Source organism: Haemophilus parahaemolyticus, from assembly GCF_002015035.1.
In the GTDB taxonomy this organism is placed as follows: Bacteria; Pseudomonadota; Gammaproteobacteria; order Enterobacterales; family Pasteurellaceae; genus Haemophilus_A; species Haemophilus_A parahaemolyticus.
This window is the reverse complement of sequence record NZ_MUXY01000001.1, coordinates 229,703-254,501: the sequence shown is the minus strand read 5'-3', so window position 1 is coordinate 254,501 and position 24,799 is coordinate 229,703. Positions and strand designations below refer to the sequence as shown.

The window sequence follows — 24,799 nt, the reverse complement described above, 5'->3', positions numbered from 1 at the left end:
TGTTGCATCACAAAATATCAACACAATCCTGCCAAATGCCGCATCACAATATCCGTATCTTGGTTTTCCAATTCTTGAATAATATGCAAATAGGTATGTTGGGTTGTCGTCATACTGGAATGCCCTAATCGCCGAGCCACACTAGCAATGGAGACCCCAGCAAAAAGCAGAAGAGAGGCATGTGTATGACGCAAACCGTGAATAGTGATAGTGGAAATGTTTGCTTTCTTACAAAGTCTTGCCAATATTCCGTTTATCGTAGAGTTATAAATTGGCATATCACAGGGGAAGATCGGTTTATTAGTTGGCAATTCTTTAATAAGTTGAGAAAATTGAATCACCGTTTGCCAATCAAGTTGAATTTTTCGTACCGAAGAACGATTTTTTGTCGGTGAAAAGCCGCCTTTTTCTTTATAATTCCACGTTTTATTCACTTGCAAAGTTTGATGAGAAAAATCAAAATCTTCTGGTGTAATCGCAAGGGCTTCAGAAAATCGCATACCCGTTTTTGCCACTAACAATATAAACCAATCCCAATTCAATGTTTGCTCTAGTTTCAAATGATTAAGTAAGGCTTGCAATTCAAACTGATTGAGATATTTGATCTTTTTATTTTTAGGTGCTTTGCCTTTTATGATTGCTTTACGTGTAGGATCGGAGTCAATTAACCCCTCATCAACAGCATCTAAAATTGCCCCTTTTAGCTGATGATGAAAATCCATCGTCGTTTGACGTTCGTGTTCAAGTGCATAATCATTTAAGAGCTTTTGATAGCTAATGCGAGTAAGATCACCAATCCGCAATTTAGGGGCAAGAATTTCTAGCCAATGCAATGTTGCGTGGTATTTTTTCATCGTTACTGTGCGAATTGCACCTTCTTTATAAGTCGCAATCCAATCAGCAAAATAATGAGAAAAAAGTTGTTGGGTAAGTAATGTTTTTTTCATAACTAAATCCTTTGTTGAATAGCCCGAATTGGGCAGATTAGTTATAGAAGAAATTTTTTATTTTGAGTAAAAAAGAAAAGGTAAACAATCATAGACTGTTTACCTTTCTTTATTTTCTAATACAGATTACAGTGCATCGAAAGGCACTTTCACCACCAATTTTTTTACCGTTTGGCACTTACCATTAACGGCATTACCTGGTTTATGCGGTTCATAAGGTAAGAAGATCGCAAACATATTAGGTTTTAATACCACTTCATTTTTACCTTCTAACACTTCGGTTAAAGTGAGTTGGTAATCATCTTCACCACGATATTCATCATATTGAGCTAAATCAGGTTGAGCAACGCTATACTCAATCATCTCTTCGCCTGAAATCACAAGTTGGATGTCAATAAATCTGCGGTGCATTTCTGCTTTTTTGGTTTCTGGCAGCACGGTGTCAAATGACATTACGTTCATTTTAATGCCATCGATCAGCTCTTGAGATCCCTCTTCTAAATTCGCTAAATCTAAGGTTTTTAATTTTTCACAGCATTTTACAAACACTGCTGGAAGTGATTTTGCGTAATCTGCTCGAGATAAATCACCGTATAACATAGTAAATCCTCTTTCTTTTGTAAATCGTTCGTCAAAATTGCCCGCTTGTGAGTTTACACTTTTAGTTCGCCTTCCACTTACCATTTACTACGGTGCCAATGACGTTGTAATCTGGGCTAAATACCGCCAAGTTCGCGACTTTGCCTTTTTCAACCGAACCTAAACGATCATCTACACCAATCGCACGGGCTGGGTAAAGATTACTCATTCGAATCGCTTCCGCAAGTGGAATTTCGACATATTCTACCGCATTTTTGATAGATTCCATCATTGTAATGGAAGCCCCTGCAATTGTACCATTCGCATCGAAACAACGCCCTTCTTTGATGTAAATCGTTTTACCCACGAAGGTAAAACTTTCTAATTCTGGTGGAGCACCTGCTGCGGCAAGTGAGTCGGTTACGATGCAAAGTTTATCGCCTTTGACTTTTTTGTCTATACGAACATTACCATAATTCACGTGAATACCATCAACAATAATGCCTGTGTAAACATCACTGTCTAGCACAGCACCCACTACGCCCATTGCTCGACCAGAACTGATTGGCGACATTGCGTTGTGTAAGTGAGTCGCAAAACTTGCCCCTTTATGGAATGCCGCTTTTGCTACTTCATAGGTTGCATTCGAATGCCCTACCGAAACGATAATCCCCGCTTCCACAAAATCAGGCGTGTAATTGATGGTTGGGTTTTCAGCTGCAATGGTTACTTTGGTAATTACATCCGCATTTTTGCAAAAGAATTCTTTCATTTCAGAGGAAATTTCACGGATATATTCAGGGCGATGCACGCCTTTTTTTTCTACGCTAAGATAAGGCCCTTCAATATGTAAACCAAGAGCTTGATTTTTATGGCGATTAAGATATTCACGCATTACGCCTACTGCCATTTTGATGCTTTCATCAGGAGCAGTAATAAAGGTTGGGAGGAAGCTGGTACAGCCCGATTTCAAGTTGGTCGCCTGCATAATTTCGAGCGTTTCAACGGTGGTTTGGTCGTTAAACATCACCCCGCCACAGCCGTTTAATTGTAAATCAATAAAGCCTGCGGTTAAATTATTGCCTTGTAAATCAATGGTTTTGATGTCCTCTTCTAGTTCAGTTTGCGGGATCACTGCTTCAATAGTTTCGCCATCAATTACTACCGCATAATCTCGTAGAATTTCGTATTTAGTGTAGATCACACTGTTGGTTAATGCGTATCTCATATTCTGTTCCTAATATCAACATCAGTTTAACGCTCTTAAACGTAGGGGTAATTTGCCCTCGTGATTGTTTGTGATTATAGGGCGAATGTAATTCGACCCTACATAAAGATGAAGAATAGATCTCTATTTATCCTGATAATCCGTACCTGCTACTGCACCTTCTAATTCGGTAAAGTATTTCACGGTTTTCACTTTTAGCTCTTGTTGTGCTGGCTCATCACAGACTAGCAAGAAATGACGGTGCATTTGTAAGGCACTCACCGTCCATAAATGGTTTACACTACCTTCCACCGCCGCTTGTACAGCAAGTGCTTTTTGATGACCTGTCGCTAAAATCATCACTTCTTCTGCGTCTAATAATGTACCCACGCCAATTGTAAGTGCATATTTTGGCACTTTGTTCACGTCGTTATCAAAGAAACGAGAGTTCGCAATTAAGGTATCTTGCGTTAAGGTTTTAATACGAGTACGGGAGCTTAATGATGAGGCAGGCTCGTTGAATGCGATGTGTCCATCCACACCAACCCCGCCCATAAAAAGATGAATTTTGCCGTAAGATTTAATTTTTTCCTCATAGCGACGGCATTCTGCATTATGATCATCAGTATTGCCGTTTAAGATATTGATATTTTCAGGCAGAATATCAATGTGATTGAAGAAGTTGTTATACATAAAGCTGTGATAGCTTTCTGGGTGTTCCACAGGCAAACCCACGTATTCGTCCATATTGAAAGTAACAACGTGCTTGAAGCTCACTTTGCCTGCTTGATGAAGTCGGATAAGTTCTTGGTAAGTTTTTAATGGAGTACCACCAGTGGGTAAACCCAATACGAAAGGTCGTTCGGTAGTCGGTTTGAAATCATTGATACGATTTACGATATGTTGTGCTGCCCATCGGCTTACTTGTTGTTCTGTTTGTAACGGAATAAAACGCATATTAGCCTTCCTTTATTATTAGCCGCAAATCAATAATCCTATTCATATCGTAGGGTGGGCTTTACCCTACCAATCTTATTGGATATATGGTGGGCTAAAGCCCACCCTACGGCAAAGGATCATGATAAGTGCAGTAATTTTCTATCTTTATGACAAAAATTTCGCTTTCAATTCTTTTGCTTTTGCAACTTGTTCTTCTGTTGCTTTTGATGTCATTGGCTCACGGCAATAACCTGCTTCCACACCTTCTAATTTAAGCAATTCTTTGATGGTTAAATATAAACCATTCGCTAAAATACCTTCGATTAAATCATTGGTTACGTGTTGGATTTCTAAGGCTTCTTTGAGTTTACCCGCTTTAGTTAATTCAAAGATTTGACGAGCACGTACACCGTTTACGTTAAAGGTTGAACCAATTGCACCATCTACACCAAGTGATGCTGCTGGTAACATCATTTCATCAAAACCTGCCCAAATTAAGTGGTTTGGATAAGCTTTTTTCAAGCGTTCTAATAAATAGAAATCGCCTGCAGTAAATTTCACGCCTAATACTTTCGGGTTTTTGTAAAGCTCACCGAATTGTTCTATACCCATATTCACGCCTGTTAAGAACGGAATGGAGTACACAATCATATTATTGCCCGTTTCAGCGATGATGGTGTCGTAATAGTGTTTGATTTCAGGGAAGCTGAATTTGTAGTAGAACGGCGTTACCGCGGATAAGCTATCGTAGCCTAATTCTGTGGCATATTTCCCTAATTCCACCGCTTCTTTTAGGTTTACGCTACCGACTTGTGCGATTAACGCAATTTGATCTTTCGCTTCATCTTTCGCAATACGGAAAATTTCTTTTTTCTCTTCGGTTGAAAGCATAAAGTTTTCGCCCGTTGAACCGCCCACATATAAGCCGTCCACTTTCATTTTGTCGATGTTGTGGCGAATAATTTGGCGTAAACCTTTTTCATTGATTGTGCCATCTTCGTTGAATGACACTAATAATGCACTGAAAATACCTTTTAAATCACGCATAATATTCTCCTAAATTTTTACTTTACACGTTGTTCAAGAATGACATTGAGGGTTTTTTGCTTAATTTTAGCAGCCTGTTCTTCTTCACTCTGCACCAATAAAGCGTAAATTAAATCTAATACAAAAAGTTGGGCGATTTTGGTTCTAATCGAATCGCCTTGTAATTTGCCTTGTTTATTGCCGTTGGCAAGCACATAATCGGCATATTCGGTCACAGGCGAACGCAAACTGTGCGTAATCGCGACAGTCTTTGCTCCATTCTGTTGAGCAATTTTTAATGCGTGTGCGGTTTCTTGCGAATAACCTGAATGGCTAATGCCGATCGCCACATCATTCTCTTTCAACAACGCAGCTTGCATATACATAAAGTGGTTATTACCCGTTGCATCCACAGGAATGCCAATTCGCATCAATTTATTTTTGGCATCTTCTGCTGTTACACCCGAAGATCCCGCACCAAAAATAAATACTCGCCCTGCTTTTTTAATCTCACCTACCACGCTATCAAGCTGTTTTAAATCCAACAGATTGATGGTTTCATTCACTACGCTTGTAATGGAAGCTTGTAATTTTTGTGCAATAGTAAAAGTATTGTCTGATGCTAAAATATCAGTATCTAACATCATCTCATCTTGGCTCTCTTTTGTTGCCAATTCGATGGATAACTCCAATTTAAAGTCGCTAAATCCTTTAAATCCAACGGTTCGACAAAAACGTACTAAAGTTGCCTCTCCTACATCCAAATGTTTAGCAATTTCAGAAAGCGGACTTTGCACGACTAAATCAGGTGAAAGTAAAATCGTATCTGCAATTTTTTTCTCTGATTTTGTTAAGCTATGATAGAGCGAACTAATGGTGCTCAATACACTAGATGTTTTTGTCATCGTTTTCTCTCCCCTGTTAATTGTGCGAAATAGGCTCTTTCAAAAATAACACGTCTTTCACCCAATATGCGGCACCTACTAAGCCCGCATCTTGCCCAAATTTTGCCGCTTCTAATTCACAACGATATACAGCAGGCACTTCTTGTAAAAAGCGTTCTACTAAAGGCAAATAACCCTCTGCTAAACCAACACTACCGCCAATCACGATTTTTTGAATATCTAACCCGATAACTAAATCCGCCACCAAATTTGCAATCGTTTTTGCAGAACGTTCAACTAATTCAACCGCTTGCGGATCTTGTTTTCTAAAGCGTTCAAACACTTCTTTAGGATCGCAAGGATTTTCCCATTTTGAAGAAACTGCCTCAATCGCACGCCCTGCTGCAATCGCCTCAACGCAACCTCGTCTGCCACAGCCACACACAGATCCATTCGGATCAGCCAACATATGCCCAATATGCCCCGCAATACCGTGAGAGCCTGTCTGCAAGGATTGGCTTAACACAATGCCTCCGCCAACACCTGTTGAAACGGTAATAAATGCGAAGTTCGACACTTGTTCAGGATTCTGCAATTGATATTCTGCGTAAGTCGCTGCTTGTGCATCATTTAACAAGCCAATCGGCTTATCGGTATGTTTTGCAATGCTTGCTTTAAGCGGAAATTCCGCCAAACCGCCCAAATTCTTTGGATTTAATGCGGTTAATACACCATTATTGATAATGCCTGTTGAAGCAACTGCCACATAATCGAACTGCCCTGCATAATCGGCAAGCAGTTTCGCTAACGCTTGGTGCATTCCCTCTACCACATTTTCATGCGGCGTATGAATTTGCTGACGTTGCTCAATTTCGCCATTTTTTACAATCGCTGCAGCAATTTTCGTCCCGCCAATGTCTAGTGCTAAACATCGCATAGTTTTGTCCTTTATTTTCTTGCTGATTTAATTGCTGTTGCAAACCAACTTACAATATGTTCCAAACGAGTTAATGCAGAACCCACGGTCACACAATCTGCACCAATTTCAATCGCCACTTTCGCAAGCTCTGGCGTGTTGTAACGACCTTCCGCCATCACAAAACAGCCTGCGGATTTCAAATCACGCACTAGTTGATAATCTGGTTCTTCAGGCACTTCGCCCCCTGTGTAACCTGACATCGTACTGCCGATAATATCAAAACCAAGTTCTTTACAATATAAGCCTTCTTCTAAATTTGAACAGTCTGCCATTGCTAAACAGCCCATCTCATGAATTTTTTTCACTGCACTGGCAATATCAACAGGACGAGGGCGGCTCGTCCCATCTACCGCAATAATATCCGCTCCTGCATTGGCTAAATCTTCAATATCTTGTAAGAATGGAGTAATACGCACGGGGCTATCAGGCAAATCGCGTTTTACAATCCCGATAATCGGAATATTCACAAAAGGACGGGTTGCTTTAAGATTATCTACCCCTTCAATACGCAAGCCAGACGCACCGCCTACCACAGAAGCCTGTGCCATAGCAGAAACGATTTCAGGTTTATCCATCGGGCCATCATCGACAGGTTGGCAAGAAGAAATAAGACCATATTGAATTTGAGAAAGCACTTCTTGATGAGATAATTTCGACATATAAAACTCCTTGAGATAAGAACCATTTTGGAATAAGGAATGCCTAAAATTTTGATTTCCCGTATTATATGAAAAGAAAACTCCATTTTAAATAGATTTTTGAAGTGGATTTTTAAAAGTGTGATCTAGGTCTCATTTTTGAGGAAGGAAAGGTAAGAAATGGAGTAAAATGATCTGCCCCCAAAAAGTTGGACAGGTTAGTTAACTTAAATATTGAGCTCGGTATTGCACTGGGCTCAATCCTTTTAAACCAAGTTTAATTCTTTTTTGGTTGTAATACACTAAATATTCTTCAATATCAGCCTGTAATTCAGCGATTGAATGATAAGTCCGTGAGTAAAAACACTCTGATTTTAATATTGCAAAAAAGCTTTCAAGAGAGCATGAGAAATTTGATGAAGTTTAGCCACCTCACGGATACTATAATCCTGTTCGGTGACAAGTTTGATAATTTTCAAACGAAATTGATAAGAGTAGGACATAATCTGCACCTCAAATTAGGTGTCCAGGTTTTGGGGTGCAGATCATACTTTTCTATAACACTTGGCTCATATACCACTGATTCAACAACACCCCGGTATTTACCGCAACATTCAATCCGCTTGCAAGAGGGTTATTTACAGAAAGTTGCACGGTAGTATCTTCGCTGTATTCAATATGGTTGGAAACAACTTCGCTTAATACAAACACCACTTTTTTCGCTAATTTTACTTTCGCAAGCGATAGGGCTTGTTTGTGGCGGGTGAGGTGCACGATTTGATAGCCCGCTTGGCGTAATTGTTGCAGGGCGATCTGTTTATTTTTAGTTTCAAGTGTATGGACGAATTCCAAACCACCTTCGGCAACGCGAGCTGCAGAGCTTGAGTTTAAACATTCGCCATTTTCGCTAATAATACCTTTCACACCGTAGAAAGCACAGGTGCGGACGATACCACCGATATTTTGGGCGTTGTTTACGCCATCTAATAACACAAGGCAATCTTGAGCGTGTTCTAATTGCAAGTAGCCTTCCAAGCTGTAAGTGCGGTTTTTCTTCACAAGCAAGCAAACATCGCCGTGATGCTCTGAGCTTGTTACTTTTTCCATCTCTTCGCGAGAAACGATGTGATAAGCTTTTTTGTGTTCAGCAAGATAGCTCAACATATCGCCTAATTTTTTCGCACCCTCTACCGTTGCCCAAAGGCGAACAATTGAAGTTGGGCGTTGTGCGAATAGGGTTAAACAGCTATTTTCGCCATAAATTTTCATCTCTTCTGCACGGTTTTTCTTGATTTTTTCTGGTGCTCTAGGCGAAAGCGGCCCTGTTTTTTTCTCTTTTTGAAAAAAAGCAGATTGTTTCACATTAATTGTTACCTGCCCTTGCCCGTTGGCTTTGCGTGCTTCGGTTGGGTAAATGTTTTCTGGCGTGATACGCTGATTTTGGCGAGAAAGCGACAGCTTGCCTTTTGGTGATCTTTGCAGGCGATCAGTTGAACATTCTTGAGATCGTTCATTACGTTTAAAACTTTTTTCTTCAGCAGTTTTGAATTTTGGCGTGCGTTCATTAAATACCGGTTTCATCATTGGTTTCCATATAAGAGATAAAATTTGCCGAATTATAGCAAAGTTAGCCCAAATACACTGATATATTTTGATCTTTTACCGATATTCAGTAAAATCGTTCCCCTTTAAATTTTCATAAAAATTCACGTTTTGAAAATTTTTTACACTTTTTTGAACTATTGCCAAAAACGATACACTAAAACGGTGAAAGAGATGGCGATGATTAAAATAAATCGATTATATATTTAGGAGTCCGCAAATTGAGCGAACAAATCACCGACCAAGAATTAGTTGAAAAAGCACAACAAGGTGATAAAAAAGCATTTAACTTATTGGTAGTCCGCTATCAAAACCGCGTAGCTGGTTTACTTACTCGTTATGTTTCCCGTGATGATATTCCTGACATTGTGCAAGAATCTTTCATCAAGGCTTATCGCTCTTTAGCTTCATTTAGAGGCGAAAGTGCATTTTATACTTGGCTTTATCGCATTGCGGTAAACACGGCAAAAAATCATTTAACTGCATTAGGTCGCAGACCGCCAAAAGAAGATATTTTGGCAGAAGATGCGGAAAGTTATGATGCTGGCACGCAGTTGCGTGAAACGGACACCCCTGAAAATTTAGTTTTATCGAATGAGTTAAAACGGGTAGTGTTTGAAACAATTGAGAATCTGCCTGAAGAATTAAAAATGGCAATCACGCTTCGTGAAATCGAGGGGTTAAGTTATGAAGAGATTGCTGAAGTGATGAGTTGCCCTGTCGGTACAGTACGTTCGCGTATTTTCCGTGCAAGGGAAGCGATTGATGCCAAAATTCAACCGCTTATGGCAGCCTAACCCTTTTTTAGTGTTGAAAAACACATCTATTTCAAGTTAATTGGAGTTTTTTATGCAACAAAAAGAGACCTTGTCAGCTTATATGGACGGGCAAGCGAATGGCATAGAGTTTGCCGATACGCTCACAAACAGCCCTGAATTAAAAGCAAAATGGGCAAGCTATCATACGATTCGCAACGTGATGCAAGGCGAAGAGGTGTTACTCGGTGCAGATTTCTCTGCCAAAATGGAAGCCTTGCTTGAGAACGAAACCATCGAATCTGCACAAGAGAAACCTCGTGGTTTAGTGCTGAAGCTTAAACGTTGGGCAACCCCAATTATGCAAGCTGGGATTGCGGCATCTGTTTGCTTAGTTGCACTTGTAGGTGTGAATATGATGAACAGCACAGACGAAGTAGCTCAAACAGAACCTGCGTTGCAAACAATACCATTTAGCAACGCGGTGCAAGCGGTAAGTTACAACGCACCAAGCAATGATTTAGTTACCCCAGAAAAACTTGAGCAACAACAACGCCGTTTAGATTCATTATTGCAAAATTATGAAATCCAACGCCGTACTCAAAATGTGACTTTAACCGATGAAGAAAAAGCGAAAACGCAAACCTCTTCAACCACAACAGAAAAACATTTACAAAAATAATTCAGGTAATAAATAAATTCTGCCACTCATATATACTTATATGAGTGGCTTTATTTTTGCCCAATTGTGTTGCTTAATTATCTGCAAGCGGTAACTTTTTGCGATTTTTTTACAAATTTTTGGTAAAATTCTACCGCTTATGCCTCAATGTTTATAAGAATGAAAAAGGCTAATATGAAAAAATTTATTTTATTCTGTCTCACATTTCTTTTTGTTCTGCCTGTGAAAGCAGAACTGACTCATCCAATTGATCTGCTCAATGCAATGATGGAAGCACATAAAAATCGCAACTATGAACTCCATTATATTCTCCAACACAGTGATAATATCAAATCGATGAAATATCATCACGCACTGGAAAATAATCACGAATTTGCTCAGCTATTAAGCCTTGATAACGCTTACGAAACTATCTTGCTACGCAATAATGCAATTAGCTATTTAGGCTTTAATTTCACCCCATTTAGTTTAAAAGGCACAAAAATTTTAGATGCCTTACCTGCGGTTTTTCACGCCAATTTTAACGAGCTAAACCATTACGATTTCGTGCCATTGGGTAAATCACGCGTGGCAGATCGTATCGCGAATGTAATTAAAATCGTGCCTTCCGACGACACTCGTTTTAGTTACACACTTTGGATTGATGAACAAAATTATCTATTGCTTAAAAGTGAACTGTTCGATAATCAAAACACACTGTTAGAACAATTTAGAGTGATTGAACAACGCGTAAATGACCAGTTCGACAACCTGATCCCGCAACTGAAAACGATGCTATTGCCGCCTGTGAATACGCAAAACAGTTTGGTAAATACACCGCTTGCATGGCAGGTGAATTGGTTACCTGTTGGCTTTAAACCTATCTCCAGTTCTCGCCAAGTCATTCCCGTTGGACAGGGGCAAGAAGAGGTCGAAAGCCAACTTTTTAGCGATGGGCTCTCAACCTTTACAGTCTATCTGCGTTCGCAAGGTGATGAAGCGTTCAACAACCAATTCGCTCGCCAAGAAAAATTGATTTTGTTCACCCATGTACTTGGTAATCGTGAAGTGGTGGTAATTGGTGATATTCCAATGAGCGTGGCAGAACGCATCGCACAAAGTGTAGTATTTCAACAATAAGGAGTGCAATATGATGATTGAAAAAGCCACGGTACTGAGCTACGAAAACGGCAAAGCCTTAGTGCAATGTTATGCCAAAAGTGGCTGCGGCGGTTGTGCTGCACAAAATCATTGTGGAAGTAAAGCTTTATCAGGCTTATCTGGCGAGAAAACTGCACCACGCTTTGAAATTAAAGTTGACCAAGCCTTAAAAGCAGGCGATCAAATTCAGCTTGGTTTGGCAGAAAATACGCTTTTAATGAGCGTGTTTTGGGTTTATTGCGTGCCTTTAATAGTACTTATTGGATCAACACTCCTTTTTTCTGCTCTTTTTAGCAACGAACTTCTGGTTGCAAGTGGTGTAATTTTTTTAACCGCTTGCAGCTTTTGGGCGGTGAAACTGGTTACTGCCTATCAACCATTAACAAAATTTACCCCGATTTTCCTAGGCAAATCTAGCACTTTCGGGGCAGGAGACTAAACAACAATGGAAAAAATTTGGTTTGATAATTACCCACCTAACGCAGAAAAAACGATTGATGTAACGAAATATGAATCTCTCGTAGAGATGTTTGAAGCAGCCGTAAAACGCCATCCTGATATGCCTGCTTATATCAATATGGGGCAAGTTTTAACCTTCCGCAAATTAGAAGAACGTAGCCGTGCTTTTGCTGCTTACTTACAAAATGAATTGCGTTTAGAAAAAGGTGATCGAGTCGCATTAATGATGCCAAACCTGTTGCAATACCCGATTGCCTTATTCGGTGCATTGCGTGCAGGTTTAGTGATCGTAAACGTTAATCCACTTTACACACCACGCGAATTAGAACACCAACTCAACGACAGCGGTGCGAAAGCGATTGTCATCGTCTCTAACTTTGCCGCCACACTCGAAAAAGTGGTCTTCAATACCCAAGTAGAGCATGTGATTTTAACCCGTATGGGCGATCAGCTCTCGTTTGGAAAACGCACGCTAGTGAATTTTGTGGTGAAATACATCAAAAAACTCGTGCCAAAATATAAGTTACCACACGCAGTAAGTTTCCGCGAAGCCTTGAGTATCGGCAAACAGCGTCAATATGTAAAACCGAATTTAGAGAGTAGTGACCTTGCTTTCTTACAATATACAGGTGGCACAACAGGCGTAGCAAAAGGTGCAATGCTCACACACGCCAATATGGTTGCCAATGTATTCCAAGCCAAATGGGTAGCAGAGCCATTATTAAAAGATGCTAAAGTTCGGGTGGCTGCCATCCCGTTACCAATGTACCACGTGTTTGCCTTGTCGGTAAACTGCCTACTCTTTATCGAATTAGGCGTAACAGGCTTATTGATTACCAACCCGCGTGATATTCCTGGTTTTATCAAAGAGCTGAAAAAACAGCGTATTGTGGCACTTTGTGGCGTGAACACGCTGTTCAATGCCCTCCTGAATAATGAACATTTCAAAGAGGTAGACTTCTCGGCACTGCGTTTAAGCGTTGGAGGCGGAGCAGCTATTCAAGGAGCTGTGGCAAAACGCTGGTTTGAAACCACAGGTTGTCACATTATTGAAGGCTATGGGATGACTGAATGTTCACCATTGATCGCTGCTTCTCGTTGGGATTCCACCGAACACACAGGCTCCATTGGCGTGCCTGTGCCGAATACGGATATTCGCATTATGGACGACACAGGCAATGAGATGCCAATAGGTGAACGTGGAGAACTTTGGGTAAAAGGTCCTCAAGTGATGAAAGGCTACTGGAACCGCCCAGAAGATACCGCGGAAGTCTTGCACAACGGCTGGATGGCAACAGGTGATATTGTCGAGATGGGGCAAGATCTCAACTTACGCATCGTCGATCGCAAAAAAGATATGATTATCGTGTCAGGCTTTAATGTCTACCCAAACGAGATCGAAGATGTGGTTGCACATAACCCGAAAGTGAATGAAGTGGTTGCCGTCGGCGTGCCCCACCCTGTTTCTGGCGAAATTATCAAAATTTTTGTCACCAAAAAAGATGAAAGTTTAACCCGTGAAGAGTTGCGTTCTTACTGTCGCCAATTCCTCACAGGTTATAAAATCCCGAAAGAGATTGAATTCAGGGATGAATTACCAAAAACCAACGTGGGTAAAATCTTACGTCGCGTGCTTCGTGATGAAGAAATTGCCAAGTTAAATATCAAATCCTAGCCAAATCCAGAAAGGAGAATGAAGATGAAAATTGTTGAAGTAAAACACCCGCTTGTACGCCATAAATTAGGCTTGATGCGTGCTGCTGAAATCAGCACTAAAGATTTCCGCCAACTTGCTACTGAAGTTGGCAGCCTTTTAACTTATGAAGCGACTAAAGATTTAGAAACAGAAAAAGTAGAAATAGATGGTTGGTGCGGTAAAGTAGAAGTTGATCGTATTAAAGGTAAAAAAGTGACCGTGGTGCCAATTTTACGTGCAGGTTTAGGCATGATGGATGGCGTACTAGAACACATCCCAAGTGCACGTATCAGCGTGGTGGGTATCTACCGTGATGAGGAAACTTTAAAACCTGTACCATACTTCAAAAAATTGGCAAACGATGTAGAAGAACGCTTAGCTATTGTGGTTGACCCAATGTTAGCCACAGGTGGATCAATGATCGCAACCCTTGACCTACTTAAAAATGCGGGTTGTAAACACATTAAAGTGTTAGTGCTTGTTGCAGCGCCTGAAGGTATTGAAGCCTTAAAAGCAAGCCATCCTGACATCGAACTTTACACGGCATCAATCGACAGCCACTTAAACGAACACGGCTACATCGTGCCTGGTTTAGGGGATGCGGGTGATAAGATTTTTGGGACGAAATAATTTGCATTAAAAAGCAACCAAAATGGGGGCTAGAACCTTATAATAAGGCTCTAGCCTTTTTACATAGAATAACGCATCAAGGAACATTATGAGCAAACAAGGCAAACCTTTTATTCTGCATAGTCCATTCAAACCCTCTGGCGATCAGCCTTCTGCGATTGCCAAATTAACCGAAGGGCTAAATGATGGCTTGGCACATCAAACTCTATTGGGGGTAACAGGTTCGGGTAAAACCTTTACCATTGCCAACGTAATTGCCCAGTTGAACCGCCCCGCAATGTTGCTTGCACCGAATAAAACCCTTGCCGCTCAACTTTATGCGGAAATGAAAGCCTTTTTCCCCGAAAATGCGGTGGAATATTTCGTTTCTTACTACGATTATTACCAGCCAGAAGCTTATGTCCCAAGCAGCGATACTTTTATCGAAAAAGATGCTTCGATCAACGAACAGATTGAGCAAATGCGACTTTCTGCAACCAAATCTTTCCTTGAACGTCGCGACACTATTGTAGTGGCTTCCGTTTCCGCTATTTACGGCTTAGGAGATGTAGGAGCTTATATGCAGATGATGCTGCATCTACAAGTGGGCGATATTATCGACCAACGCACCATTCTTTCCCGACTTGCTGAGTTGCAATATACCCGTAACGATCAAGCCTTCCAGCGTTCAACCTTCCGTGTTCGCGGTGAGGTGATTGATATTTTCCCTGCGGAATCAGACGAGGTCGCTTTACGCGTGGAGCTGTTTGACGACGAGATTGAAAATCTTTCCCTGTTCGATCCGCTCACTGGGCATAGTTTGGGGCGTGTGCCACGTTACACCATCTACCCGAAAACGCACTATGTAACGCCTCGAGAACGCATTTTAGAAGCGATTGAGCAGATCAAAGTAGAGTTAGTGGAACGTCGCGAATATTTCATCAAAGAGAATAAATTGCTGGAAGAGCAACGCATTACCCAGCGCACCCAGTTTGATATCGAAATGATGAATGAACTCGGTTATTGCTCGGGTATTGAAAACTACTCCCGCTATCTCTCGGGTAGAAAAGAGGGCGAACCACCCCCGACCTTATTTGATTATATGCCAGCGGACGGCATTTTGGTGATTGATGAATCGCACGTTACTGTGCCACAAATTGGCGGTATGTATCGTGGCGACCGAGCACGAAAAGAAACGCTCGTGCAATACGGTTTTCGTCTACCTTCAGCATTGGATAACCGCCCGCTCAAATTTGAAGAGTTTGAACAGCTTTCTCCACAAACTATTTACGTTTCTGCGACTCCTGGGGCTTATGAATTAGAGAAAAATCCTGATGTGGTGGATCAAGTGGTACGCCCAACGGGCTTACTTGATCCGATTATCGAAGTGCGCCCAGTAACAACCCAAGTAGACGATTTACTTTCCGAAATTCATAAGCGAGTGGCGGTCGATGAGCGGGTGTTAGTCACCACTCTCACCAAAAAAATGGCGGAAGATTTAACCGATTATTTGGACGAACACGGCGTACGTGTGCGTTATTTACATAGTGACATCGACACCGTCGAGCGGGTGGAAATTATCCACGATTTGCGAATGGGGATGTTCGATGTGCTAGTTGGGATCAACTTATTACGAGAAGGCTTAGATATGCCAGAAGTCTCGCTGGTGGCGATTTTAGATGCCGACAAAGAGGGCTTCTTGCGTTCCGAACGTTCGCTTATCCAAACCATCGGACGTGCCGCACGTAACCTCAACGGCAAAGCGATTCTTTACGGTGATCGCATCACCAATTCAATGCAAAAAGCGATTACCGAAACCGAACGCCGCCGAGAGAAACAGATGAAATACAACGAAGAACGCAGCATCGTCCCACAAGCGTTAAACAAAAAAGTGGGAGAACTGCTCGACATCGGTCAAACCGACAAACCAAAACGTGGCAAAAAATCTGCAAAAGTTTCCGAAAATTCTACCGCTTCCTACACACCAAAATCACGTAAGGAATTAGAAAAAGAACTTAAACAGCTAGAACAACAAATGCGAGATTTTGCGAAGGATCTGGAATTTGAAAAAGCGGCTGCTGTGAGGGATAAGATTCAGCAGATTAAGACGTATTTATTGGAGATTTAATATATAAGTCTCAAAGGCGTTTTATTTTTGAGAATTATTTTCACCAAAGTGTGATATACATCACTTTTTATCTGAAAAAGCTAGGGTAATATGTAATTGCTCTCTTATAAAAAAGAGCAAATGCAATATGGATTGTCATAAAAGAGATTTATTATGAAAACGTTAAATACACTAGAAGTTGCATTGGTTAGTGGTGGAATGTCTAATGCTGCTTGGATGGTTATGGGTTGGGTATTAGGTGAAATTATATATAATCCTATAAGTGCCGCAGCAAAAGATCATTATGGGGGATTAAATCAAGGTTTAGTAAATAACTTCAAACATGATCCAAGCTCAGTTTACCATCGCTTTAATTCTAATGGAGATTTATAATTAAATAACTAGATAGCAGCATATATTTATATGCTGCTATGTTAATATAAAAGGAGTTTATATGAAGAATATAAAAGCTAAAGTAGTTTATGTTCTTGCAGTAGGTGCTATATTTTCATTTTCTTCTTCTTTTATTTATCCATTAATTCCTATTGAAATAAATAAATATATAATGGATTTTATGTTGGGTATTATTATACTAATAGTAACTCGCATGCTTAGAATTAAACTCTGATCTCTGGCTGATGCTAAGAGTCTTATATTTTATTCGCAAGCGGTCACTTCCTTCGAAAATTTTGCGAAACAGCTAGGGAATCCGACCGCTTTTCATTTCTAAAACAGATGAAATTTTGCTCCAAGCATGCTATTGTCCTAGATCTATGCAAACAATATCGTTCTTAAAGGAGAAAATAATGAAAAACGTATTGTCTATTCAATCGCACGTTGTGTATGGTTATGCAGGCAATAAAGCCGCGGTGTTTCCGATGCAGTTGCTTGGGGTGGATGTTTGGGCGTTGAACACGGTGCAATTTTCCAACCACACTCAATATGGCAAATGGAAAGGAATGGTGATTCCAAAAGAGCAAATTGGCGAAATCACGCAGGGGATTGATGATATTGATGCTCTACACGAATGCGATGCGATCTTATCAGGCTATATTGGGGCTGCAGAGCAAGGTGCGGAAATCTTGAAAGCGGTTGAAAAAATCAAAGCGAAAAATCCAAAAGCAGTGTATTTTTGCGATCCTGTGATGGGGCATCCTGACAAAGGTTGTATTGTTGCTCCTGGTGTGGCGGAATTTTTACGTGATGAAGCAATGGCAAAAGCCGATTTAATTGCCCCGAACTTGGTAGAATTGCGAGAGCTTACAGGCTTACCTGTAGAAAACTTTGCTCAAGCAGTTGACGCAACGAAAGCGATTTTAGCGAAAGGGCCAAAACGCGTATTGGTAAAACACTTAAGTAAAGTTGGGCAAGATCCTAACCAGTTTGAGATGTTACTCGCAACTGAGGCGGGAATTTGGCATATCAGTCGACCATTGCACGAATTTGTTGGTCGTGATCCTGTAGGCGTAGGCGATTTAACAAGCGGTCTATTTTTAGCAAACTTGCTCAATGGTAAATCAGATTTAGAGGCGTTTGAGCATACGGCAAATGCGGTAAATGATGTGATGAGTGTTACGCAACAAAGCGGAAAATATGAACTGCAAATTATTGCGGCAAGAGAGTGGATTGTGAATCCGAAAAGTCAGTATCGTGCAGTAAAAATTAGTTAATAAATAAAGGCGAACACTATATAAAGTTCGCCTTCACTTTATCTATTATATTTCATGGGGTAATTAAGAAAGAATTTGCCTTACTCTTTCCAAATCCTCAAGTGTATCCACACCCACTTGCGGTGCTTCTTTCGCAAGTTCTACGTGAATTTTTTCACCATACCATAACGCTCGAAGTTGCTCTAATGATTCCAATTTTTCTAGCACCGTAGATTGCCAGCGGATATATTGGTTCACAAATTTTGCTCGATAAGCATAGATGCCGATATGACGCAGATATGGCTGGCTTGCGATAAAAGCGTCATTACAATCTGCGAAATGATCACGAGCAAATGGAATGGCGGCACGTGAGAAATAAAGTGCCATTCCTTTTTGATCGGTTACTACTTTTACGCAGTTTGGATTAAATAACTCTTCTTTGGTCTCTAATTTCACCGCAAGAGTAGCCATATTGACTTGGTTTTCTGCTAGGTTTTGAGCAACTTGTTGAATAATTACAGGCGGAATAAGAGGCTCATCACCTTGCACATTTACAATGATTTCATCGTCAGCAATCGCCATTTTTTCAATCACTTCTGCCAAGCGTTCAGTGCCTGAATTATGCTCAGTTGATGTCATACAGACTTCTGCACCAAATGTTTTTGCCACTTGTTCGATCTCTTCGTGATCGGTTGCAATAATGACACGATTTGCACCCGCTTGTTGGGCTTTTTCCCACACGTGTTGGATCATGGGTTTGCCAGCAATGTCTGCTAGTGGCTTGCGAGGTAAGCGACTAGAGGCATAGCGGGCAGGAATAATCACGGTAAAGCTCATTTTTTATCCTTCTTGAGCATCTAAGAAACGTTCTGCATCAAGGGCAGCCATACAGCCTGTGCCTGCAGAAGTAATAGCTTGGCGGTAGTTGTGATCCATCACATCACCTGCTGCAAAAACCCCTTTCACAGAAGTCGCTGTTGCATTACCTTCTAAGCCTGATTTCACTTTGATGTAGCCATTATCAAGTTCTAACTGTCCTTCAAAAATCGCTGTATTTGGTGCGTGACCAATTGCCACAAAGAAGCCATCAACGTTAATCTCTTCGGTTGAGCCATCTTTAGTTGAAACTAATTGCACACCTGTTACGCCTGCATTATCGCCCAATACTTCTTGCACGGTACGATCGGTATGTAGAATAATTTTTCCCTCTTCTACGCGTTTTGCTAAACGACCAAGCAAGATTTTTTCAGCACGGAAGCTATCACGGCGATGAACTAAATGTACTTCACTAGCGATATTGGCTAAATATAGTGCCTCTTCCACTGCGGTATTACCGCCACCAATCACCGCCACGGGTTTGTTGCGATAGAAGAAACCATCACAAGTTGCACAAGCAGAAACGCCTCTGCCTTTGAAAGCTTCTTCTGAAGGTAAGCCAAGATATTTGGCTGACGCACCTGTTGCAATAATTAACGCATCACAAGTAAAGGTATGAATGTCGCCTTTCAGAGTAAATGGGCGTTTAGAAAGATCAACGGTGTGAATATGGTCAAACACAATTTCAGTGTTAAATTTTTCCGCATGTTTGAGCATTTTATCCATTAAGCCTGTGCCCGTGGTATGTTCATATTCACCAGGCCAGTTTTCAATTTCATCGGTGGTGGTAAGCTGTCCGCCTTGTTGCATCCCTGTCACTAATACGGGGTTTAAATTCGCACGAGCAGCATAAACTGCAGCGGTATAGCCCGCAGGACCTGAGCCTAAAATTAATAATTTAGTATGTTTGGTTGTCATTTTTTGTCCTTAAAGTCTGTTTGATTTCTGGGGCTAATATAATTAGCCCCTACAGATAAATTGATATAATAAATGCTTAATAAAGCAACGAATAAAGCTGTCGTCTAAATTTCGGTACAATTGGATCATTACCCAATGCAGATAAAATCGCTAAAAATTGCGTTTTTAATTCGCCATTAGCAACCGAAAGATCAGCTTTCAACCAATCAAACAATAATGTTAATGCTTCTTCATTTTTGCCTGCTTGATGTAATTGGTTCGCCAGTTTAATCGCAACTTCAGGCGTTTTATTGCTTGCATAATCGGCTTGAAGTTGTTGTAACTCTGGCGATTCTGCCGCTTGTTCTAATAACTCAATTTGCGACTGCAATCCTTGCCAACGGCTATCTCTATCTTGAATAGGAATTGCTTTTAAGATCTCTTTTGCCTCTTCTACTTTTTTCATCACGATGTAAGTTTCAGCATAAAGCAAGGCGAAATCGCTGTTTTTCTTATCTGATAATTCCCACGCTGATTTTAGGAGGGGCAAGGCTTCCGCATAACGCTCATCTTGTAATAATTCTAAGGCTTGATTGAATTTTAAATCTTGCTCTTTTGGCAAAATATTAGCTAAACGAATGCGCAACTCTTGCTCACTTACCGCACCTTGAATCATATCGACAGGTTGCCCATCGGCAAACAGATACATCGTTGGAATGGTTTGAATACGAAATTGCAATGCCAACTCACGCTGCTCATCGCAATTCACCATTGCCAATAAAAACTGCTTCGGATGCTCATCTGCAAGACGGCGAAGCAGAGAATCCGTCTCAATAGATGCCACTTCACGCGGTGAAACAAAGTTAAACACCACAGGCATTTGAGAGGCGACTGCCCAAACTTCGCTAAAATTACTTTCGTTTACGTTAATGATGTAATCCATAAAATTTACTTTTGCTGTTTGTTGAGGAATACTCAACATATTGGGGTATTAATATGCCGTTTCAATAGGCAAGCCCGCATGTACCCAGCCATCAAAGCCACCTTTTACGCTATACACTTCTTCAAAGCCTTGCTCAACCAAAAACTGTGCAGTATTACGACTACTCACGCCATGATAACACATGATAATCAACGGCTCGTCATAATCTACTTCGTCTAATAGACGCCCATAGCTTTCATTGGTTAAATGAAACGCATCTTGAGCGTGACTATAGGTATAACGACGAGCATCACGAATATCGCAGAGCGTACCACCTTGATTTTCAACTAATTCAAACGCCTGTTCTGGCGTAATTTCAGTAAAGGTTTCCATATTAGCCTCAATAAAAATAATTAAAATATACCACAGAATAAGGATAAGAATTCCTATTATTTCAATTTATTTTAAGTTGAATTTTCGAAAATACGGCGTATAATTAAGAACAATTTTCAACTGCAACAAAAACCCCTTTATATTTTAAGGATTGAGGAATTTATGGATCAACTATTTCAATTTCTACAACACTATATTGACTACATCATTTTAGGCTTACTATCACTGATGAGTGTTATACTGGTTTGGAAAATCATCGAACGTATTATGTTTTACAAAAGCTTAGATGTGAAAAGCTACCAAACTCAAGAGGATCTCGAAATTGACCTCACAACTAATCTCACCACCATTTCAACTATCGGTGCAAATGCACCTTATATCGGCTTATTAGGTACGGTAATCGGTATTCTTCTGACTTTCTACGAATTGGGGCACTCAGGTGGTGACATTGTGCAGCTTCAATAATGGTGCATTTATCACTCGCATTAAAAGCAACTGCTGCTGGTATTTTAGTTGCGATTCCTGCGATGATGTTCTACAGCGGTTTCAACCGTAAAGTGGACGAAAACAAATTAAAATGGCAAGCATTGCACGCTCGTAAAGTGGCTTAACAAGCGGTCAAAAAATTTACGAGGTTTACCATGAAAAAATTTGATGAAATTAACATCATTCCTTTCATTGATATTATGTTGGTGTTGCTGGCCATTGTGTTAGTTACTGCCTCATTTATTTCACAAGGGAAAATTCAGGTTAATGTGCCGAAAGCAAGCACTACACAAACTGTAAAAGCAGATGATTTAGCGAAACTGGTGACCATTACTGCTGAGAACCAATTCTTCTTTAATGACCAGCCTGTTGATACCGAACAGCTAAAAAATGAAATCGGCACTTGGGCGAAAGACCAAAAAGTCACGCTGAAAGTGGATGGTGCGGTACGTTTTGATAAATTCGTCGAGCTTACGGATTTATTAGCTGCGAGCGAAATCAAAAATGTTGCAATTATGACTCGTAAGGATAACGGCAAGTAGGGCGATATGAATAAACGAAATTCTCGCATCGGCTTGGCAGGTTCTATCGTCTTTCATACTGTGATCGTCAGTACGATTTTAATTGCAACCAAGCAAACCGTGCTTAGCGAGCAGATTGATGATATGCAAGAAGTCAGTAGCATTTCAATGGAAATGTTAGCGGGTGTAGCTGAACAACCACAAGTTGCCGTTGCACCAGATATCGATGAAACAGCGAAAGAAGAAGAGGCAAAACCTGAAGAAAAGACCGAGGAAAAAATAGAAGAGCCTAAACCTGAACCGATAGTAGAGCCCGAACCTATTAAAAAAGTGGTTAAAAAAGAGAAACCTAAAGAACCACCTAAACCTAAAGAACCTCCAAAAGAGAAACCGAAAAAAGTAGAAAAACCAATCAAAGCATTGGAAAAAGGCAAAGAAGTTAAGCAAGGTATTGTAGCAAAAGCACAACCGAATATTCCTCAAAGCCAATCATTGAAAGAAGGCGTTGGGAATGGTAGCCAAAATAGCAATGTAGCGAAAGGAAATGGTAGTAGTACGGGAAATGGCTCAGCATCTGGCACTGAGATTAATGCCTATAAATCAGCTTTACAGCGTGCTTTACAACGCCAAGCAAATAATGCTTACCCAACACGTGAACGAATGATGCGAAAAATGGGGACGGTAACAGTTAGCTTTACCGTTTCTCCAACAGGGCAATTAACAAACGTGAGCGTGGTTAGCTCTTCAGGTAATAGTAACTTAGATGCAGCTGCGGTAAAAGCTGCTCAATCTACGAAAACATCACCACCACCAGAAGGTTTCCCGAATCATGTGACTGTACCAGTGAAATTTTCGATTGAGTAATGTCTAATAGAATATCATATAGATAAAAACAAAGTGGGTAAGAACCGTTATTCTTACCCACTACTTTTTTACAACAAGAAAAAGCTAGACTTTACGCCTAGCTTTTTTATCAGAGATTATAATTTCGGACCAGCCGCAACTAATGATTTACCTTCATCATTGGTTGTGTATTTTACAAAGTTTTTCACGAAACGACCCGCCAGATCTTCTGCTTTAGCTTGCCATTGTGCTTTATCTTCGTAAGTGTTGCGAGGGTCTAAAATATGGGTATCTACGCCTGGTAAAGTTTTTGGAATGGCCAAGTTGAATATTGGTAATTCACCCATTTCTGCTTTTTCGATTGAGCCATCTAAAATCGCATCAATGATACCACGAGTATCTTTAATAGAGATACGTTTACCTGTGCCGTTCCAACCAGTGTTTACTAAGTAAGCCTCCGCACCAGATTCTTCCATACGTTTCACTAATACTTCCGCATATTTGGTTGGGTGAAGGGTTAAGAATGCCGCACCGAAACACGCAGAGAAAGTTGGTGTTGGTTCAGTAATACCACGTTCTGTACCCGCTAATTTTGCGGTGAAGCCAGATAAGAAGTAGTATTTAGTCTGTTCTGGCGTGAGTTTAGATACTGGAGGTAACACACCGAAGGCATCAGCAGTTAAGAAAATCACTTTTTTTGCATGCCCCGCTTTTGATACAGGTTCCACAATGTTATCAATGTGATAGATTGGATAAGACACACGGGTGTTTTCTGTTTTTGATTTATCAGCAAAATCGATAGAACCATCTTCACGTACAACCACGTTTTCTAATAACGCATCGCGACGGATTGCACGGTAAATATCTGGTTCATTTTCTTCGCTAAGGTTGATGGTTTTAGCGTAGCAACCACCTTCAAAGTTGAATACACCTTCATCGTCCCAACCGTGTTCATCGTCACCAATAAGTTTACGTTTTGGATCAGTTGAAAGCGTGGTTTTACCTGTACCAGATAAACCGAAGAATACAGCGACATCACCATCATTACCTACGTTTGCAGAGCAGTGCATTGCAGCAATATCTTTAAGTGGTAAGAGGAAATTCATCATTGAGAACATCCCTTTTTTCATTTCACCACCGTACCAAGTACCACCGATAAGTTGTACTGCTTCAGTTAGGTTAAACGCCACAAAGTTTTCAGAATTTAAGCCTTGTTCTTTCCAGTTTGGATTGGTTACTTTTGAACCATTCATTACCACGAAATCTGGCTTGAAGTCTTTGAGCTGTTCTTCTGTTGGGCGAATGAACATATTTTTTACAAAGTGAGCTTGCCACGCTACTTCCGTAATAATACGAACGGCAATGTGATGGCGAGGGCTTGCACCACAGAAACCATCAATCACGAATAAGCGTTTGTTTGAAAGCTCGTGAGTGACTAACTCTTTCAAACTTTGCCACGTGGTTTGGCTCATTGGTTTGTTGTCATTTTTTACTTCATCGGTTGTCCACCAAATATGATCTTTGGTAGTTTCATCGTAGACGATATATTTATCTTTCGGTGAACGACCTGTAAAAATCCCTGTATCTACTGCAACGGCACCTAAATTCGTCAAGCAACCTTTCTCATAATCTTCTAAATTTGGGTTCATCTCTTCTTCAAAGAGTTGCTCGTAACTTGGGTTATGCACAATTTCTTTGACGTTAGTAATGCCGAGTTCTGCAAGTTCTTGTTCGATACGATTTAACATAAATCACCTCACTCCAATGTGTGTATTTAAGAATTAGGGCAATTCTACCCCGTTCTGATTAAAAAAAATGCCAACTACTTCACATTTTTGAAAAAAGTGAAAAAAATTGAAGAAGATTTGAAGTTTTTACTCCGTTTACATGAATGACTTTTCTGACAATAACAAACTTTTCCATTTTTTGTAAAAAGACGGTAAAATTCTACCGCTTTTTAAAT

At 40.5% G+C, this 24,799-nt stretch carries 25 protein-coding genes and 3 pseudogenes; 12 read left to right on the top strand and 16 right to left on the bottom strand.

Translation table 11 applies throughout. The features are described 5' to 3' along the window. Positions 1–17: 17 nt before the first annotated feature. From B0185_RS01170 to B0185_RS01125, 11 genes and pseudogenes are all read right to left on the bottom strand, one after another. Entirely contained in the window at positions 18–947 is a 930-nt protein-coding gene (locus tag B0185_RS01170) for a site-specific integrase (RefSeq protein WP_005705717.1), read from the bottom strand. A gap of 126 nt (positions 948–1,073) precedes the next feature. Then, positions 1,074–1,547, bottom strand: a complete 474-nt coding sequence (gene nanQ, locus B0185_RS01165; protein ID WP_005705821.1) for an N-acetylneuraminate anomerase — start codon at positions 1,545–1,547, stop codon at positions 1,074–1,076. Between the two features lie 61 nt (positions 1,548–1,608). Continuing rightward, complete coding sequence (gene nagA / locus B0185_RS01160) at positions 1,609–2,754, bottom strand: N-acetylglucosamine-6-phosphate deacetylase (RefSeq protein WP_005705643.1); 1,146 nt, start codon at positions 2,752–2,754, stop codon at positions 1,609–1,611. Positions 2,755–2,877: 123 nt separating this feature from the next. Continuing rightward, complete coding sequence (nagB, locus tag B0185_RS01155; protein ID WP_005705710.1) at positions 2,878–3,690, bottom strand: glucosamine-6-phosphate deaminase; 813 nt, start codon at positions 3,688–3,690, stop codon at positions 2,878–2,880. Positions 3,691–3,837: 147 nt separating this feature from the next. After that, a complete protein-coding gene (gene nanA, locus B0185_RS01150; protein ID WP_005705654.1) occupies positions 3,838–4,719 on the bottom strand; it encodes an N-acetylneuraminate lyase in 882 nt (293 codons plus the stop codon). Positions 4,720–4,736: 17 nt separating this feature from the next. Further along, positions 4,737–5,603, bottom strand: a complete 867-nt coding sequence (locus B0185_RS01145; RefSeq protein WP_005705670.1) for a MurR/RpiR family transcriptional regulator — start codon at positions 5,601–5,603, stop codon at positions 4,737–4,739. 16 nt (positions 5,604–5,619) lie between these two features. Further along, positions 5,620–6,519, bottom strand: a complete 900-nt coding sequence (locus B0185_RS01140) for an N-acetylmannosamine kinase (protein WP_005705627.1) — start codon at positions 6,517–6,519, stop codon at positions 5,620–5,622. 11 nt (positions 6,520–6,530) lie between these two features. Then, positions 6,531–7,220 (bottom strand): putative N-acetylmannosamine-6-phosphate 2-epimerase, encoded by a 690-nt coding sequence (locus B0185_RS01135; protein WP_005705673.1) that lies wholly within the window; start codon positions 7,218–7,220, stop codon positions 6,531–6,533. A gap of 201 nt (positions 7,221–7,421) precedes the next feature. Further along, positions 7,422–7,607, bottom strand: a pseudogene (locus tag B0185_RS10390) (IS3 family transposase); the annotation flags it as partial. Further along, positions 7,586–7,702: pseudogene (locus B0185_RS10280) on the bottom strand (transposase); the annotation flags it as partial. The pseudogenes B0185_RS10280 and B0185_RS10390, both read right to left, overlap by 22 nt. A gap of 52 nt (positions 7,703–7,754) precedes the next feature. Then, positions 7,755–8,780 (bottom strand): TrmH family RNA methyltransferase, encoded by a 1,026-nt coding sequence (locus B0185_RS01125; RefSeq protein ID WP_039863059.1) that lies wholly within the window; start codon positions 8,778–8,780, stop codon positions 7,755–7,757. 242 nt (positions 8,781–9,022) lie between these two features. Here B0185_RS01125 and rpoE point away from each other — a divergent pair, with 242 nt between their 5' ends. The 9 genes from rpoE to pdxY all read left to right on the top strand — a co-directional run bounded on the left by rpoE (position 9,023) and on the right by pdxY (position 17,919). After that, the gene (gene rpoE / locus B0185_RS01120) at positions 9,023–9,598 is read left to right on the top strand and encodes an RNA polymerase sigma factor RpoE (RefSeq protein WP_078208066.1); all 576 of its coding nucleotides are present in this window, start codon (positions 9,023–9,025) and stop codon (positions 9,596–9,598) included. A gap of 52 nt (positions 9,599–9,650) precedes the next feature. Continuing rightward, entirely contained in the window at positions 9,651–10,238 is a 588-nt protein-coding gene (locus tag B0185_RS01115; RefSeq protein WP_005705794.1) for a sigma-E factor negative regulatory protein, read from the top strand. Positions 10,239–10,412: 174 nt separating this feature from the next. Beyond that, positions 10,413–11,357 (top strand): MucB/RseB C-terminal domain-containing protein, encoded by a 945-nt coding sequence (locus B0185_RS01110; protein ID WP_005705693.1) that lies wholly within the window; start codon positions 10,413–10,415, stop codon positions 11,355–11,357. A 10-nt stretch (positions 11,358–11,367) separates the two neighbouring features. Next, positions 11,368–11,817, top strand: coding sequence for a SoxR reducing system RseC family protein (locus B0185_RS01105; protein ID WP_005705629.1), 450 nt, complete (start codon positions 11,368–11,370; stop codon positions 11,815–11,817). 6 nt (positions 11,818–11,823) lie between these two features. Beyond that, positions 11,824–13,512: a long-chain-fatty-acid--CoA ligase FadD gene (gene fadD, locus B0185_RS01100; protein ID WP_005705725.1), complete on the top strand. Its 1,689-nt coding sequence runs from the start codon at positions 11,824–11,826 to the stop codon at positions 13,510–13,512. A 24-nt stretch (positions 13,513–13,536) separates the two neighbouring features. Further along, on the top strand, positions 13,537–14,163 hold the full coding sequence (gene upp / locus B0185_RS01095) for a uracil phosphoribosyltransferase (protein WP_005705829.1): 627 nt from the start codon (positions 13,537–13,539) through the stop codon (positions 14,161–14,163). Between the two features lie 88 nt (positions 14,164–14,251). Beyond that, entirely contained in the window at positions 14,252–16,270 is a 2,019-nt protein-coding gene (uvrB, locus tag B0185_RS01090; protein WP_005705716.1) for an excinuclease ABC subunit UvrB, read from the top strand. 153 nt (positions 16,271–16,423) lie between these two features. Next, positions 16,424–16,642, top strand: coding sequence for a hypothetical protein (locus tag B0185_RS01085; protein ID WP_005705613.1), 219 nt, complete (start codon positions 16,424–16,426; stop codon positions 16,640–16,642). 413 nt (positions 16,643–17,055) lie between these two features. Next, entirely contained in the window at positions 17,056–17,919 is an 864-nt protein-coding gene (pdxY, locus tag B0185_RS01080) for a pyridoxal kinase PdxY (protein ID WP_005705751.1), read from the top strand. 63 nt (positions 17,920–17,982) lie between these two features. Here the strand turns inward: pdxY and kdsB are convergent, their stop codons facing one another. From kdsB to glpE, 4 genes are all read right to left on the bottom strand, one after another. After that, positions 17,983–18,735: a 3-deoxy-manno-octulosonate cytidylyltransferase gene (kdsB, locus tag B0185_RS01075; protein ID WP_005705837.1), complete on the bottom strand. Its 753-nt coding sequence runs from the start codon at positions 18,733–18,735 to the stop codon at positions 17,983–17,985. A 3-nt stretch (positions 18,736–18,738) separates the two neighbouring features. After that, entirely contained in the window at positions 18,739–19,692 is a 954-nt protein-coding gene (trxB, locus tag B0185_RS01070) for a thioredoxin-disulfide reductase (RefSeq protein ID WP_005705649.1), read from the bottom strand. 76 nt (positions 19,693–19,768) lie between these two features. Beyond that, complete coding sequence (locus tag B0185_RS01065) at positions 19,769–20,614, bottom strand: co-chaperone YbbN (RefSeq protein WP_039863060.1); 846 nt, start codon at positions 20,612–20,614, stop codon at positions 19,769–19,771. Between the two features lie 48 nt (positions 20,615–20,662). After that, positions 20,663–20,986, bottom strand: a complete 324-nt coding sequence (glpE, locus tag B0185_RS01060; protein WP_005705682.1) for a thiosulfate sulfurtransferase GlpE — start codon at positions 20,984–20,986, stop codon at positions 20,663–20,665. Positions 20,987–21,148: 162 nt separating this feature from the next. On the opposite strand from glpE, the pseudogene exbB reads away from it, so the two are divergent. The 3 genes and pseudogenes from exbB to B0185_RS01045 all read left to right on the top strand — a co-directional run bounded on the left by exbB (position 21,149) and on the right by B0185_RS01045 (position 22,857). Then, positions 21,149–21,597 (top strand): annotated as a pseudogene (gene exbB, locus B0185_RS01055) (TonB-system energizer ExbB). Positions 21,598–21,627: 30 nt separating this feature from the next. Then, entirely contained in the window at positions 21,628–22,014 is a 387-nt protein-coding gene (exbD, locus tag B0185_RS01050) for a TonB system transport protein ExbD (RefSeq protein ID WP_005705711.1), read from the top strand. Positions 22,015–22,020: 6 nt separating this feature from the next. Further along, entirely contained in the window at positions 22,021–22,857 is an 837-nt protein-coding gene (locus B0185_RS01045; protein WP_005705762.1) for an energy transducer TonB family protein, read from the top strand. A 116-nt stretch (positions 22,858–22,973) separates the two neighbouring features. On the opposite strand, the gene pckA is transcribed toward B0185_RS01045, so the two are convergent. Then, positions 22,974–24,584: a phosphoenolpyruvate carboxykinase (ATP) gene (gene pckA / locus B0185_RS01040; protein ID WP_005705667.1), complete on the bottom strand. Its 1,611-nt coding sequence runs from the start codon at positions 24,582–24,584 to the stop codon at positions 22,974–22,976. Between the last annotated feature and the right edge of the window lie 215 nt (positions 24,585–24,799).